The sequence below is a fragment of the Bacteroides mediterraneensis genome, assembly GCF_016900355.1.
In the GTDB taxonomy this organism is placed as follows: domain Bacteria; phylum Bacteroidota; class Bacteroidia; order Bacteroidales; family Bacteroidaceae; genus Phocaeicola.
Genome location: NZ_JACJKA010000003.1, coordinates 63,563 through 78,628 on the forward strand (window position 1 = coordinate 63,563; position 15,066 = coordinate 78,628).

The window sequence follows — 15,066 nt, forward strand, 5'->3', positions numbered from 1 at the left end:
TATTCAAATCCAGCCATATGATTCTACTAAGAGTTTCCCTTCTGTTTCTGGCCTTGTTCCTCCTACCCGACTGGTACATCTGCAAGACCTATCTGTCGGATGGACCGTACCGGAAATGGAAGAAAAAATTCTGGTGGCCTACCCTCGTCCTGATTGCCGTACTGATTGTATTCCTGATAGGGCACAACTCACTGCATGACTACTTCGGCACGTACCTGATTGTGGCCTTGTGTGTCACCATCCCGAAAACGATTTTCATGCTGGTCAGCATTTTGCTGAGACTACTCCAGAAACTGTTCCGCTGCCACCTGCCTCACGGCAGCATCTCCTTGGTGCCCGCGGTACTCATCTTAGGATACATCTTGTTCGGTGCCATCAAAGGCAAGGAATATTTTCAGGTGAAGGAGGTGACGTTCTGTTCGCCCGACCTTCCGGACGCTTTCGACGGCTACCGCATCCTGCAACTCTCGGACATCCATTCCGGAAGCTGGAAAGGGAACGGCAAAGCACTCCAGAAAGCCATCGACCTCTGTAACCAACAAAAAGCTGACTTGGCCGTATTTACCGGCGACCTGGTGAACAGCCGGGCCGATGAACTGTTGGAGTTCATGCCGATATTCTCCCAGCTGAAAGCGCCCGACGGCGTGTATTCCGTCTTGGGGAACCACGATTACGGAACGTATGTCCGATGGGAAAACGAACAGGCCCGTCTGGCCAATGTGGACAGCCTGATTGCCCGTGAAGGCCGTATGGGCTGGCACATGCTGCTGAATGATTCGCACATTATCTACAAAGGGAAAGACTCTCTCGCCTTGGCAGGAGTGGAAAACAGCGGTAAACCTCCCTTCCCTGACCGGGGCGACCTGCCCAAGGCCCTGAAAGGAACCGACGGTATGTTTACGGTGCTGCTGAGCCACGACCCGACCCACTGGCGGCGGAAAGTATTGCCTGACACCTCCGTACAACTGACCTTGTCGGGACACACCCACGATATGCAGATCAGCCTGTTCGGGTTCTCCGTGTCCCGGTTCATCTATCCGGAACACCGGGGATTGTATCTGGAAGGCCCTCGCGGACTGTATGTCAACATCGGACTGGGCTATGTGCTCTTCCCCATGCGGTTGGGAGCCTGGCCGGAAATCACGGTCATCACCTTGAAAAAAGCATATTCAACTAACCCTCAAAATAATTCTATCAAATTATGAGATTCTTATACATCATTTACCAAATCTGTATCGGACTACCCATTTTTATCGTATTAACCATTCTGACGGCACTCATCACCATGTTGGGATGCTGGCTCGGGAACGGCCATTTTTGGGGATATTATCCTGGCAAGATATGGTCGCAGCTTACCTGTTTCCTGTTTTTAATCCCCGTCAAGGTAGAAGGCCATCAGCATATCGACCACAAGACCTCGTACGTGTTTCTGGCCAACCACCAGGGAGCTTTCGATATTTTCCTGATTTACGGATTCTTGGGACGGAACTTCAAGTGGATGATGAAGAAAAGCTTGCGCAACATTCCTTTCGTGGGAAAGGCTTGTGAATCGGCCGGTTTCATCTTCGTCGACAAATCCAGTCCGCGAAAAGTGTACGAAACCATCAAACGGGCGGAAAAGATTTTGCAGGGAGGTACTTCGCTCGTGGTATTCCCGGAAGGAAGAAGAACTTTTACGGGACACATGAATGAATTTAAGAAAGGCGCGTTCCTCATGGCCGACCAGCTGCAACTGCCTGTAGTGCCCATGACCATCAACGGCTCATTCAACATTCTGCCGCGTACCGGCAAACTGCTTTCCTGGCATCCGCTGAAACTGACCATCCATGAACCTATTTATCCGAAAGGCAAAGGACAGGAAAACCTTGCCCTGCTGATGGAAGAATCTTACCAGGCCATCGAAAAGGGACTGCCGGAAGAATACAAAGGAAGAAAATAAGGAAAAGAAAAGAGCATAAACAATAATCGGGTAGAAAGCGGTTTCTTTCTACCCGATTATTTTTTTAATGAAAAGGGGCATGCGACATATTCTCGCGCGCCACCGACACATACTCTTGTATCATGTAATTATTCTTGAACGAGTCGGGCGCCCCCTCTATAATCTCCTGCATGAGCGGGGTTAGAAGCGGATAAGGCAGGCTGTTGCCCAACATCAGAAAGACTCCCGGACCCAGTACATTCTCGTAATTGTCCTGAATGAAAGTCTTGGTCAGCTGGTTCATCTCTTCCGACAGCTGGTCTCGTTTTTTCTGGATTTCTTCATGAACGGTCTGCAAGTCTTTTCCGTCCATAATCATCCGGCTTTCTTCGTGTTCCACTTCGTATGCACGATCATCCAGTGAATTTTTCTGCATCACGAAATCATTGAAACAATCATTCAATGGAGTCCCCTTAATTGTGATCCCCGCATTGTCAATCTGTATGGCAATATGTCCTGGTTCTATCACTAAAGGCATAATACAGTCATCGTCCATATACAAAGAAGCCAGTACGGTAGAATCCACTTTCCCCTGCATCTCAAATAAGCCATGAATCACTTCAGCCGAGTCAATGTTGACCAATCTATCACCCACTGGGATTTTTATAAAAAGCATTTTGCCGTCCAACATTGAAACCGATGAAGTACCTTCTATCTTATATTTCTTACTGCAAGAAGTGCAGAGCAGTGCACACAACAGAAAAAAATAAAGTTTATACATGCTGCAACCGTTTAAATTTGTGGGCAAAGGTATAATCTTTCAAGGATGAGCCGAAATAAATTATCAAAATTTATACTAAGATAGTGGTTTATTACCTTTTAATGTAAGCAGATGAAAACGATATACGTTTTTTTGCTATTTTTGTGCTCTTGAATTAACATCATCACAATATGAAAAAGCTAAAAGTACTCGCACTCGCACTTATTTGTGCCGTCTTCTCTCCGGCGAAAGCCGACGAAGGAATGTGGTTGCTCCAACTCATGCAGGAGCAGAACCTTGCCGACCGAATGAAAGCGCAAGGCTTGAAAATGGACATCACGGCAATCTACAATCCGAACCAGATTACCTTGAAGGATGCTGTAGGAATCTTCGGAGGTGGTTGCACGGGCGAAATCATTTCTCCCAACGGACTGATTCTGACCAACCATCACTGTGGCTACGGTGCCATCCAACAACATAGTTCCGTGGAACACGATTACCTGACCGACGGTTTCTGGGCCAAGAGCTATCAGGAAGAACTGCCGACCCCGAGATTGACCTTCAAGTTTGTAGACCGCATCGTGGATGTGACCGACAAAGTAAACCAAGACATCCAGAAAGGCAAAATCAGTGAAACGGAATCCTTCGGAAGCAAGTACCTCAAGAAACTGGCAGACGAAGAATTGAAAAAGAGTGATCTGAAAGGAAAACCCGGTATTTCTGCCATGGCACTTCCTTTCTATGCAGGAAACAAATTCTATCTGTTCTTCATCAAGACTTACAGCGACATCCGTATGGTAGCTGCTCCCCCTTCATCTATCGGTAAGTTCGGTGGAGAAACCGACAACTGGATGTGGCCGCGTCACACCTGCGACTTCTCCATGTTCCGTATCTACGCCGACAAAGACGGAAACCCGGCTAAATACAGCAAGGACAATGTGCCTTTGAAAGTGAAGAAGTACCTGACCATCTCTTTGAAGGGATTGCAGGAAGGCGACTATGCCATGATCATGGGATTCCCTGGAAGCACCAGCCGTTACCTGACCGAAAGCGAGGTACGTCTGCGCATGGAAGGTACCAACATTCCGCGTATCACCGTACGTGAAGTCCGTCAGGATATTCTCCGTAAGGAAATGGCAGCCAGCGACAAGGTACGTATCCAGTATGCCAGCAAGTTTGCCGGTTCCAGCAACTACTGGAAAAACTCCATCGGTATGAACAAGGCCATCGTAGACAACCACGTGTTGGAAGCAAAGGCTGACCAGGAAGCCAAATTCGCTGCTTTTGCCAAAGAAAAACAGAATGCAGACTATGAGGCTGTAGTCGGTAAAATTGATGAGTACGTAAAACGCGTGACTCCGCTCCGCACCCAGCTGACGTATTTCACCGAAACTTTCAGAGGCGGTATCGAATTTGCACGCAGCTCCAAGATGAAAGCCCTGCAGGATCTGGCTGCCGCACTGAAAAAGAACAAGAAAAAAGACATCGAAACAGCCGTCGAAACCCTGAAGGAAGCCTACGCCGACATCCACAACAAGGATTACGACCATGAAGTAGACCGGAAAGTGGCAAAAGCCCTGATTCCGCTGTATGCTGAAAAGGTTCCGGCTGAAGCCCTGCCTGATTTCTATCAGACCATCAAGACGACTTTCAATGGCGACTACAATGCATATGTAGATGCCCTCTACAACAACAGCATCTTTGCCAACGAAAAGAATTTCAATGCGTTCATCGAAAATCCGACCGCAGAAGCCATCGAAAAAGATTTGTCGGCTGAATATGCCAATGCTATCACCAAGAAATACAAGGAACTGTCTGACCAGCTGGACAAGGCTAACGGCGACATCAACCTGCTGCACAAAACCTACGTACGCGGTCTTTGCGAAATGTATGCACCGACTCCGAAAGCACCGGACGCTAACTTCACTCTCCGTCTGACTTATGGTAACGTGAAATCTTACGACCCGAAAGACGGTGTACACTACAAATACTACACTACCCTGAAAGGTGTGATGGAAAAAGAAGACCCGAACAACCCGGAATTCGTGGTACCGGCCAAACTGAAAGAGCTGTATGCTACCAAGAACTACGGACGCTATGCTTTGCCGAACGGCGAAATGCCGGCCTGCTTCCTGACCACCAACGACATTACCGGCGGTAACTCTGGTTCTCCGGTGATGAACGGTAACGGAGAGCTGATTGGAGCGGCCTTCGACGGCAACTGGGAATCTCTTTCCGGCGATATCAACTTCGACAACAACCTCCAGCGCTGCATCGCCGTAGATATCCGCTACGTGCTGTTCATCGTAGAAAAGTTAGGTGGTTGCAAGAACCTGATTGACGAAATGACCATCGTAGAATAATGAAGCATAAGTTTTTACTCACTTTATTTGCCACATTCACCCTCGCCGCTCATGCGGACGAGGGTATGTGGATGCTGACCGACCTGAAGCAGCAGAATGCGGCTGTGATGCAGGACTTGGGACTGGACATTGCCATTGACAAGGTGTATTGTCCCGACAATGTCAGCCTGAAAGATGCGGTAGTGCACTTTGGCGGAGGATGCACCGGAGAAGTCATCTCTTCCGAGGGACTGGTACTGACCAACCACCACTGCGGATACGGGTATATCCAACACCACAGTTCCGTGGAACATGACTACCTGACCGACGGTTTCTGGGCCATGACCCGGGAACAGGAACTTCCTTGCGAAGGACTGAAGGTGACCTTCATCGACCGGATACTCGACGTGACGGAATACGTGCAGAAACAGCTGAAGAAGTCGAAAGACCCGGACGGAACAAATTATCTTTCTCCGTCTTTCCTGGCGGGAGTGGCCGAAAAGTTTGCCAAGAAAGAACACATCCGTACCGACGAATTCACTACCCTGGAACTGAAACCGTTCTACGGTTCCAACAAATACTACCTGTTTGTCAAGACTTCCTACAAGGATGTACGCATGGTGGGAGCTCCTCCCTCTTCCATCGGAAAGTTTGGAGCGGACACCGACAACTGGATGTGGCCGCGTCACTGCGGAGACTTCTCTATCTTCCGCATCTATGCCAGCAAAGACGGCAAACCGGCTGAATACAGTGCGGACAACGTGCCGCTGAAAGTGAAGAAACACATTGCTATCAACCTGAAAGGGGTGAAAGAAGGTGATTTCACGTTCGTCATGGGATTCCCCGGACGCAACTGGCGCTACATGATCAGCGACGAAGTGGAAGAACGTATGCAGACTACCAACTTCATGCGCGACACCATCCGCGGCGTACGCTTGCGGGTGTTGGGCGAAGAAATGGCCAAGGACGCGCACACGCGCATCCAGTATGCGGCCAAGTATGCATCATCGGCCAACTATTGGAAGAACGCCATCGGCATGAACGAAGGACTGGTACGTCTGAAGGTGCTCGACCGTAAGAAACGGGAACAGCAGCAACTGCTGGCCTTCGGCGACTCCATCGGCAACGACAGCTACCGGAAAGCTTACGAGACCATCAAACAGATTGTGGCACAGCGTCATGAGGCAATCTATCACCAGCAAGCCATCTACGAGGCCCTGATGTTAGGTACGGAATTCTTTAAGGTGCCGGATACGGAAGCATTGAAAGCGGCTTTGGAAAGCCAGAAACAAAAAGACATTGACGAAGCGGTAGCCGACCTGAGAGAAGCCGGAAAGAAGTTCTTCAACAAGGACTACAATCCGGAAGTGGACCGCAAGGTATCCAAGCAGCTCATTGCCTTGTATGCCCGACTGATTCCGACAGCCCAACGGATTGACATCTTCCAAACCATCGACAAGGACTTCCAGGGAAATACGGATGCCTTTGTAGACGCTTGCTTCGACCGGTCCATCTTCAGAAGCCCGGAAGCACTGGAAGCCTTTCTGGCACATCCGGATGCCACTCAACTGGAGAACGACCTGATGGTGAAATACGCCGCATCTGTCCGCAACGGTTACCAGGCTACGAGCGATGCCATGCAGGAAGAGACCAATGCCTACAATGCAGCCCACAAAACTTGGGTGGCAGGTATGCTGCAACTGAAAAAGGCACACGGACAGCCTATCTATCCGGATGCCAACTCGACCCTGCGTCTGACCTACGGAAAAATTGGTTCTTACGAACCGGCCGATGGAAAAGAATACCTGTATTATACGACCCTGAAAGGGGTGATGGAAAAAGAAGACCCGAACAATCCGGAATTTGTGGTACCGGCCAAACTGAAGGAACTGTATGAAAAGAAAGACTTCGGTCCTTACGCCATGCCCGACGGACGTATGCCGGTCTGCTTTGCCACTGCTACCGACAACACGGGCGGTAACTCAGGTTCTCCGGTCTTCAATGCGAAAGGAGAACTCATCGGTACGGCATTCGACCGCAACTACGAAGGCTTGACAGGCGACATCGCCTACAATCCTCAACTGCAACGGGCCGCTTGCGTGGACATCCGCTACACCTTGTTCATCATCGACAAGTTTGCGGGTGCAGGCCATCTGCTCAAGGAAATGACCCTTATCCGATAATTCGATTCATTCAATAAAAAAGCCAGACTTTCCGGTCTGGCTTTTTTGTATTAAGCTTGTGCGTCACTTTCTTCTTCGAGAATCTTCTTGATTTCCGCATCGGCTTTATACAATTTGTTCTTACAGAACTTGATCAGCTTCTGCGCCTCCTGCAGATACTCACCCAATTGGTCAATATCCAATTCGTTGCTCTCAATGCGGGCTACGATTTCTTCCAGGCGCTTCATGGCCTCTGAGTAGGTTTCTTTCTTTGCTGCCATATCATTGTTTCATTTGATTACTTTACTTCTGAACCGCCCCTTTGCCAGACGGGTTTCCACTTCATCCCCCGGTTTCAACAAAGCAGCGTCTGTTACTGCTTTTCCGTTCAGCAAGGTAAGGCTGTAGCCTTTCTTCAGCAAGACTTCCGGCGAAGCGGAAGACACCCGTTGCGCCAACAGTTCCAGCCGATGCGTTTCACGCTGCACCCGGTTCTGCAAGGCAGAAAGTACACGGGGCATCAGCTGCAAACGGTAGTTTTCCTGCAACAAACGCGACTGCCAGGCCGTCTTTATCCGGTTCTGAAAACGTTCCTGCCGGAAGTTTTCCCGCTGCAACCGCATCTGTACTTGTCCGGGAATACGGGTCACAAAAGCTTCCAGCCGTTGTTTCTCCTGCTGCAACAAGCGGGGAACTTCCTCATAAATAATTTCTTCGTATCCTTCCAGCTCCTGGGCCGTCTGCCGCAAGTGGTTAATCAGGAACTCGGCGGCGGCCGTCGGGGTCTTCACCCGCGTATGGGCAATCAGGTCCAATACGGTATCGTCGCGTTCATGCCCGATTCCGGTAATAATGGGAAGCGGGAACTGGGCACAGTTTGCTGCCAGCTCGTAAGTGTCAAAGCCGGAAAGGTCGGATGTGGCTCCTCCCCCTCGGATGATGACCACCACATCCCAAAGGTCGCGCGTGGCATTGATACGGTCGAGGGCCTGAATGATGGACTGCTCCACCTGCTCTCCCTGCATGACCGCCTGAAAAAGACAAGAATAAAACACGAAGCCGAAGGCATTGTGCTGCAACTGGTTGCAAAAATCGCCATAACCGGCCGCCGTAGCCGATGAAATCACGGCAATGCGTTGCGTCAGCACCGGCAGTTCCAGTTCTTTATTGAGTGTCAGGATGCCTTCTTCGTCCAGCCGACGCAGAATCTCCTTGCGGCGGCGTACCATATCGCCCAACGTGTACGTCGGGTCGATGTTAACCACCGTCAGCGAATAGCCGTACAGCTCATGAAAATCGACCGTCACCTTGACCAGCACCTTCAGTCCCGACACAAAAGCCTGACCGGTTTCCCGCTCAAAATACGCCCGCAACCGACTGAATACATTCGCCCAGATAATACCCCGGGCCTTGGCCAGCAGGGCATTGCCCGTCGCGTCTTTCTGCACGAACTCCAGGTAACAATGGCCGGAATAGTTCACGCGTACGTCGCTCAGTTCCGCCTGCACCCAATATTCATCCGGCAAGCAGGAAGTGATGCTCCTCCTGACCAGTGAATTCAGTTCCAGCAAAGACAAAGGCTTATTTTCCATTACCGTCCGTTTTCAATTTCAACCCCATCTGATAGGCTTTCCACATATCGGTCACGCCATAACCGTAAATATTGTCCGGATAGGCACTACGGTCGCTGGCCTTGTGCACAATCTCAATCAACTGAGGTACCGTCAACCACGGACAAGCCTGCCACAGACAAGCCACCAGTCCGCAGAACGTGGGAGAAGCAAACGACGTACCATTGGCAAAAGAGGTACCGCCATTCACGCCTACCACGGCTGAATGCACGCCTACCGCCATGACATCCGGTTTGATACGTCCGTCAGCTGTATCACCGATGGAAGAGAAAGGTGCGTTGACTCCCATATTGTCTATCGCTCCGATGGTCAAAATGCCGTCTGCATCCGCCGGAGGCGTAATCTTTTTCCAGGTATCCATGCCTGAGTTTCCGGCACTGCACACTACCAACAATCCTTTCTTCGCCGCATACGAGGCCGAAGAGGCCATCAGGGAAGTACGCCCGTCCAGTTCACGGTATGTATAGTTATCCACCGGGTCGTCAAAAGAGTAATATCCCAGCGACGTATTCACGATATCCACGCCCACACTGTCGGCAAACTCGACCGCAGCCGCCCAATAATCTTCTTCCACCGGCTGCTCCGTGTCATTGTCCTCACTCCGCAACAGCCAGTAACTGGCTTCCGGGGCCGTACCGACCATTACGTGCGGCACATCGGCTGCCATGCACGAAAACACCTTCATCCCGTGATTGTGTTCGCCGTAAATGTCCGAATGCGGATTCACAAAATCATGCGTGCCTAAAATAGACGTTTTACGGAAGATTTTCATGGCATCCACATTGAAGAAACCGGCATCGATGACGGCAATCTGCATGCCCTGTCCCTTGAAACCGGCCAGATGCAAACTGTCTCCGTTATGTATTTTTATCTGGCTGGAAGCCATGCCATAATAATCGTCTTGTTTCTTCCATTGATTTTTCACCAGGTCTTTCCGGTGAGCCACTCTCGGAGGGATGGAATCGGGAGAGGTCCAGACTTTCTTCACCGAACGAACAAAAGGATTATCCAGGTAACGGAGGGCCACCGACTCATCCGGCACTTCCATCAGTACCGTATTGTTCCACTTGCTGGACAACACATACTGTCCCCCCTGCTCCTTCAAACGGTCGATGTACGCCTGGCATATCGGCAAGTCCGTAGAATCGACCGCCAATCCCTGATGCGCCCGACGTGCCAAGGCCCGTGCAGACAAGAAGTCCTCCGGATGTGCCAACGAATAAGTAGTCTTTTTTTTGTCCGTAAGCTGGACCCGGTATTTATACATCGTTTCTGCTGAAGCGCTCCCCAAGCAGGCCAATAGGCAAAGGAATATTCCTACTCTGTTCAATTTCATCCACATAGCGTTTATTTTTGGAGCGCAAAGATACACAAAGTTTTCCCTGATTGCGGAAAAAAACTTACCTTTGCCCGATTTTTTAGAAAATCTAAAGATTACTGAATAACAATTAATAAGAAAAGAATAAGAGAGTATGACGTCACAAAAAGGAACAGCCACCGAGTTGGGAACAGAAAGAATCGGGAAACTATTGATGCAATATGCCATCCCAGCCATCATTGCCATGACTGCCTCCTCCCTCTACAACATGGTAGACAGTATCTTCATCGGACACGGAGTCGGACCGTTGGCCATCTCCGGACTGGCCATCACCTTTCCACTGATGAACCTGGCCGCCGCTTTCGGCTCACTGGTAGGAGTCGGTGCCTCCACCCTTATTTCGGTCAAACTGGGACAGAAGGATTATACCACCGCCCAGCATATTTTGGGAAACGTGGTTTCACTCAACCTACTCATCGGACTGCTGTTCACCCTTGTCAGCCTGCTGTTTCTGGACCCGATTCTGTATTTCTTCGGAGCCAGCGATGCGACCCTTCCTTACGCCAGAGACTACATGATTACCATCCTTTTAGGAAACGTCATCACCCACATGTACCTGGGACTGAACTCCGTGTTGCGTTCGGCCGGACATCCGCAGAAGGCCATGGCAGCCACCATCCTGACCGTGGTCATCAATACGCTGCTGGACCCCTTGTTCATCTATACCTTCCACATGGGAATCCGCGGTGCGGCCATCGCCACGGTACTGGCACAGGTCATTTCCTTATGCTGGCTTATCAAGATTTTCTGTAACAAGAATGAACTCCTGCATCTGAAAAGAGGGATTTATCGGCTCAAGACGACGCTGGTAGAAAACATTATCGGAATCGGACTGGCTCCCTTCTTCATGAACTTAGCTTCCTGCTTCATCGTCATCCTCATCAACAAAGGATTGAAGCTGTACGACGGGGATTTGGCCATCGGAGCTTTCGGCATCGTCAACCGCATCGTGTTCCTGTTTGTCATGATTGTGATGGGACTGAACCAAGGCATGCAACCCATTGCCGGCTATAATTTCGGTGCCCAGCACTACCATCGGGTGAACCAAGTCATGAAGTATACCGTTATTGCCGCCACCATTGTGACCACCACCGGCTTCCTCGTGGGAGAACTGATGCCGGAACTGGCTGTATCGGCCTTTACGACGGATGCGCAGCTCATCCAGCTGAGTGCCAAAGGATTGCAAGTGGTCGTCCTCTTTTTCCCCATCATCGGTTTTCAGATGGTGACCTCCAACTTCTTCCAGAGCATCGGAATGGCTAAGAAAGCCATCATCCTTTCCCTGAGCCGGCAGGTACTAATTCTGATTCCTTGTCTACTGATTCTGCCTCTTTTCTGGGGTGTAAAAGGCGTGTGGTACAGCATGCCGATTTCGGATATTACCGCCAGTATCATTGCAGGCACCATGCTCTACGCCCAGTTCAAGCAATTCAAACAACAACATGCGGCACAGTCTAACCGCTGACGAAAATAAAAGATAAAAAAGTCGCATTTTTCCATAGAATGATTTATATTTGCTTTATATCAAACTAAAGGAATTACACTATGGAAGGACATTATGTGATTAATCTCGGACGCCAGCTCGGAAGCGGCGGAAAAGAAATTGGCGAAAAACTGGCAAATGATCTGGGCATTGCCTTTTACGATAAAGAACTGATCAACTTAGCTTCTGAAGAGAGCGGACTCTGCAGGGAATTCTTTGAAAAAGCCGATGAAAAAGCCTCACAGACCATTTTGGGGGGATTGTTCGGCACCCGTTTTCCTTTTGTAACGGAAGGAGCCTATCCCTATAATTCCTACCTGAGCAACGATTCGCTGTTCAAGATTCAGAGCGACGTCATCCGCCAGCTGGCTGAAAAGCAATCGTGCCTGTTTGTCGGACGCTGCGCCGACTACATTCTCCGTGACCATCCCCGTTGCGCCAACGTCTTTGTGTCAGCCTCTCCCGAAGCCCGCATCGAACGCTTGATGAAACTGCATCACATCAGTGCCGAAGATGCCGAAGACTTGATGGAAAAGGCAGACAAGAAACGCTCGGCTTACTATAACTATTACAGTTACAAGACATGGGGAGCCGCAGCCACTTACCACTTGTGCATCGACTCCTCCGTATTGGGTATTGACGGCACCGTGGAATTCATCAAGAACTTTGTTAAACTGAAACTTCATCTTTAAACAGAATAAGACATCCTCAAAAAAGGAAGGGACTGTTCCATTGAAAAACGAACAGTCCCTTCCTTTTTTCCATCTGCCCAACCGCTACTATCCCAATAGTTATAAAAGCTGAGTTGGTGATATGCTTATCCACTCAGTACTTCCCTTATCTTCGTCTGCTTTCGAACAATTACTGCTTCATCAGATAAGCCTTGAAAGCGGCAAAGTCTTTCGACATCGGCACACTCTGCTTGGTTCCTTTCATGAAAGCCTGCAACTTTTCCGGAATCTTAACCTTCACGCCGATGATACTTTCCACCGTCTGCAAGAATTTGGCCGGATGAGCCGTCTCCAGGAACACACCCACTTCGCCCTCTTTCAATTCTTCGGCCAAGGCACGGTAACCGCAAGCTCCGTGAGGGTCGAGCAGATAACCGGTTTCCTCGTATACTTTCTGCACCGTTTCGCGAATCTGTTCATCGGTATAAGTCTCTCCGCTGATTTCAGAAGCGATGGCGTCATGACTGCCGTCATACAGGTCCAATACACGGGCAAAATTGCTCGGGTCGCCCACATCCATCGCATTGGCAATCGTAGCCACAGAAGGACGCGGATTGTATTTTCCCGTCTTCAGGTATTGATAGAATATGTCGTTCCGGTTGTTGGCGGCAATGAAACGCTTCACGGGCAATCCCATACGCTTACCGAACAGACCGGCGGTGATATTACCGAAATTACCACTCGGTACACAGACTACCAAGTTGTCCGCCTTTCCGATTTTCTTCATCTGGGCATAGGCATAGAAATAGTAGAATGCCTGAGGCAGGAAGCGGGCCACATTGATGGAGTTGGCCGAAGTGAGCTGCATGTGTTCGTTCAAGTCCTTGTCCATGAAGGCATTCTTCACCAGAGCCTGGCAGTCATCGAAGGTACCGTCTACCTCAATGGCCGTAATGTTATGTCCCAGTGTGGTAAACTGCTTTTCCTGAATCTCGCTGACTTTTCCTTTCGGATAGAGCACATAGACATGAATCCCTTCTACCCCCAAGAAACCATTGGCCACAGCACTTCCCGTATCGCCCGAAGTGGCCACCAGCACATTGACCTGTTTTTTCCCTTCCTTACGGATGAAATAGCCTAACAGACGCGCCATAAAACGGCCGCCTACATCCTTGAACGCCAGTGTCGGTCCATGAAACAGTTCCAAAGAATAAATATTGTCTTTCACCTTCACTGCCGGCACATCGAAATTCAACGTATCGTACACAATTTTTTTCAAAGTATCGGCCGGTACATCTTCTCCAAAGAAGGCATCGGCCACCCTATAAGCTATCTCAGGGAAAGAAAGCGTATCAATCTCGTCGAAGAAAGACTGCGGCAATGCCTTAATCTCACGAGGCATATACAAGCCCTTGTCGGCTGCAAGACCTCTGACCACAGCTTCTTCCAAAGTAGCGTCCAGCGCTTTTCCGTTTGTACTGTAATACTTCATATTGTCAATTTGGTTACTGAATGTCCATAAATAAATTCATAAACTCGTCTTTTTCCAGAAGTCCGTATCCGCCCTCCTTACAGCTTACTTCATCGTACGTCTGTACGGCATCGGGCACCATGCCCGGATAGTAAATCAGAAACGGTACAGGCTCATTGGTGTGGGTACGCAACTCGCAAGGCGTAGGATGGTCGGGCAACACAGCTATGGCGACAGGTTCCTTCCATTGCTTCACCGCCTCATAGACCGGACCTACAATCCGACGGTCCAGGTTTTCAATCGTCTGCAACTTCAACGGTACATCGCCTTCATGTCCGGCCTCATCGCTGGCCTCCACATGCAGATACACAAAATCATCGGTCTTCAAGGCTTCGATGGCTGCCTGGGCCTTTCCTTCGTAATTGGTATTGTACAGTCCGGTAGCCCCTTCCACATCGATGCAGCGCAAACCGGCATAACGCCCGATACCCCGAATCAAATCGACGGCCGTAATCACCGCCCCTTTATGGATGGACGGATATTTCTCGGCCAAGGGTTCCATCTGCGGACGGTATCCCGGACTCCAGGGCCAGATGCTGTTGGCCGGGTCCTTTCCTTCTGCCACCCGTTTCAGGTTGACCGGATGAGTGGGCAGCAGCTGTTGTGACTTCAAAATCAGGTCGTTCAACAAGTCGGCCGTTTCCTGCGCTTCCGGACACAGCGCTTTCACCATATTCGAGCGGAAAGGCTGCAACGGAATGTCATGCGGAGGCACACAGGCCAGCCGTTTGTCGCCTCCTTTTATCACCAGCAGATGACGGTACTGCACTCCGGTATAAAAATGGATGCGGTCGGACCCCAGTTTCTCGTCCAAAAAACGAATCAGTTCATCGGCTTCCTCGGTGGTGATATGTCCGGCAGAATGGTTCTTCAACGTATCTCCTTCCACACAGATGATGTTACACCGCATGGCCATGTCTCCTTCCTGAAGATCCACCCCGATGCTGGCGGCTTCCAGCACCCCACGGCCTTCGTACACAGTCGGCAGGTCATATCCCATTACCGACATATTGGCCACCTCACTTCCGGGGTGAAACCCGTCGGCTACGGTCTTCAACATACCCGTACGTCCCATGCGTGCCAGTTGATCCATGTAAGGAGTCTGTGCATACTGCAATAAAGTCTTTCCCCCCAGCGAAGGCACCGCCCAATCGGCCATGCCGTCGCCTAATATAATGAGATGTTTCATA

The 15,066-nt window shown here is 50.0% G+C and carries 12 protein-coding genes; 6 read left to right on the plus strand and 6 right to left on the minus strand.

Features of this window, described 5'->3' with window-relative positions:
* Positions 1–17 precede the first annotated feature (17 nt).
* Positions 18–1,205, plus strand: coding sequence for a metallophosphoesterase (locus H6A28_RS03195; protein ID WP_204478812.1), 1,188 nt, complete (start codon positions 18–20; stop codon positions 1,203–1,205).
* Positions 1,202–1,939, plus strand: coding sequence for a lysophospholipid acyltransferase family protein (locus tag H6A28_RS03200; RefSeq protein WP_204476499.1), 738 nt, complete (start codon positions 1,202–1,204; stop codon positions 1,937–1,939). Before H6A28_RS03195 ends, H6A28_RS03200 begins: the two co-directional genes overlap by 4 nt.
* Positions 1,940–2,003: 64 nt before the next feature.
* On the opposite strand, the gene H6A28_RS03205 is transcribed toward H6A28_RS03200, so the two are convergent.
* Positions 2,004–2,699 carry a DUF4369 domain-containing protein gene (locus H6A28_RS03205; RefSeq protein WP_204476498.1) on the minus strand — a complete coding sequence of 232 codons (696 nt, stop codon included), beginning with the start codon at positions 2,697–2,699 and terminating at the stop codon, positions 2,004–2,006.
* 170 nt (positions 2,700–2,869) lie between these two features.
* On the opposite strand from H6A28_RS03205, the gene H6A28_RS03210 reads away from it, so the two are divergent.
* Together H6A28_RS03210 and H6A28_RS03215 are read left to right on the plus strand one after the other, a co-directional pair.
* Complete coding sequence (locus H6A28_RS03210) at positions 2,870–5,041, plus strand: S46 family peptidase (RefSeq protein WP_204476497.1); 2,172 nt, start codon at positions 2,870–2,872, stop codon at positions 5,039–5,041.
* Complete coding sequence (locus H6A28_RS03215; RefSeq protein ID WP_204478814.1) at positions 5,041–7,203, plus strand: S46 family peptidase; 2,163 nt, start codon at positions 5,041–5,043, stop codon at positions 7,201–7,203. The genes H6A28_RS03210 and H6A28_RS03215 overlap by 1 nt, the downstream gene beginning before the upstream one ends.
* Before the next feature lie 50 nt (positions 7,204–7,253).
* Here the strand turns inward: H6A28_RS03215 and xseB are convergent, their stop codons facing one another.
* From xseB to H6A28_RS03230, 3 genes are read right to left on the minus strand one after another with little or no spacing between them, the layout of a single operon-like run.
* Complete coding sequence (gene xseB, locus H6A28_RS03220) at positions 7,254–7,463, minus strand: exodeoxyribonuclease VII small subunit (RefSeq protein WP_022353962.1); 210 nt, start codon at positions 7,461–7,463, stop codon at positions 7,254–7,256.
* 9 nt (positions 7,464–7,472) lie between these two features.
* Positions 7,473–8,774, minus strand: a complete 1,302-nt coding sequence (gene xseA / locus H6A28_RS03225; RefSeq protein WP_204476495.1) for an exodeoxyribonuclease VII large subunit — start codon at positions 8,772–8,774, stop codon at positions 7,473–7,475.
* A complete protein-coding gene (locus H6A28_RS03230; protein WP_204478816.1) occupies positions 8,764–10,155 on the minus strand; it encodes a S8 family peptidase in 1,392 nt (463 codons plus the stop codon). The genes xseA and H6A28_RS03230 overlap by 11 nt, the downstream gene beginning before the upstream one ends.
* A gap of 130 nt (positions 10,156–10,285) precedes the next feature.
* Here H6A28_RS03230 and H6A28_RS03235 point away from each other — a divergent pair, with 130 nt between their 5' ends.
* Both H6A28_RS03235 and H6A28_RS03240 read left to right on the plus strand, forming a co-directional pair.
* A complete protein-coding gene (locus tag H6A28_RS03235; RefSeq protein WP_204478818.1) occupies positions 10,286–11,656 on the plus strand; it encodes an MATE family efflux transporter in 1,371 nt (456 codons plus the stop codon).
* 80 nt (positions 11,657–11,736) lie between these two features.
* Positions 11,737–12,366, plus strand: coding sequence for an AAA family ATPase (locus tag H6A28_RS03240; protein ID WP_204476492.1), 630 nt, complete (start codon positions 11,737–11,739; stop codon positions 12,364–12,366).
* Positions 12,367–12,535: 169 nt separating this feature from the next.
* Here H6A28_RS03240 and thrC read toward each other — a convergent pair whose 3' ends face one another.
* Positions 12,536–13,837 carry a threonine synthase gene (gene thrC / locus H6A28_RS03245; protein ID WP_204478820.1) on the minus strand — a complete coding sequence of 434 codons (1,302 nt, stop codon included), beginning with the start codon at positions 13,835–13,837 and terminating at the stop codon, positions 12,536–12,538.
* Between the two features lie 13 nt (positions 13,838–13,850).
* Complete coding sequence (locus tag H6A28_RS03250; RefSeq protein WP_204478821.1) at positions 13,851–15,065, minus strand: cofactor-independent phosphoglycerate mutase; 1,215 nt, start codon at positions 15,063–15,065, stop codon at positions 13,851–13,853.
* Position 15,066 lies beyond the last annotated feature (1 nt).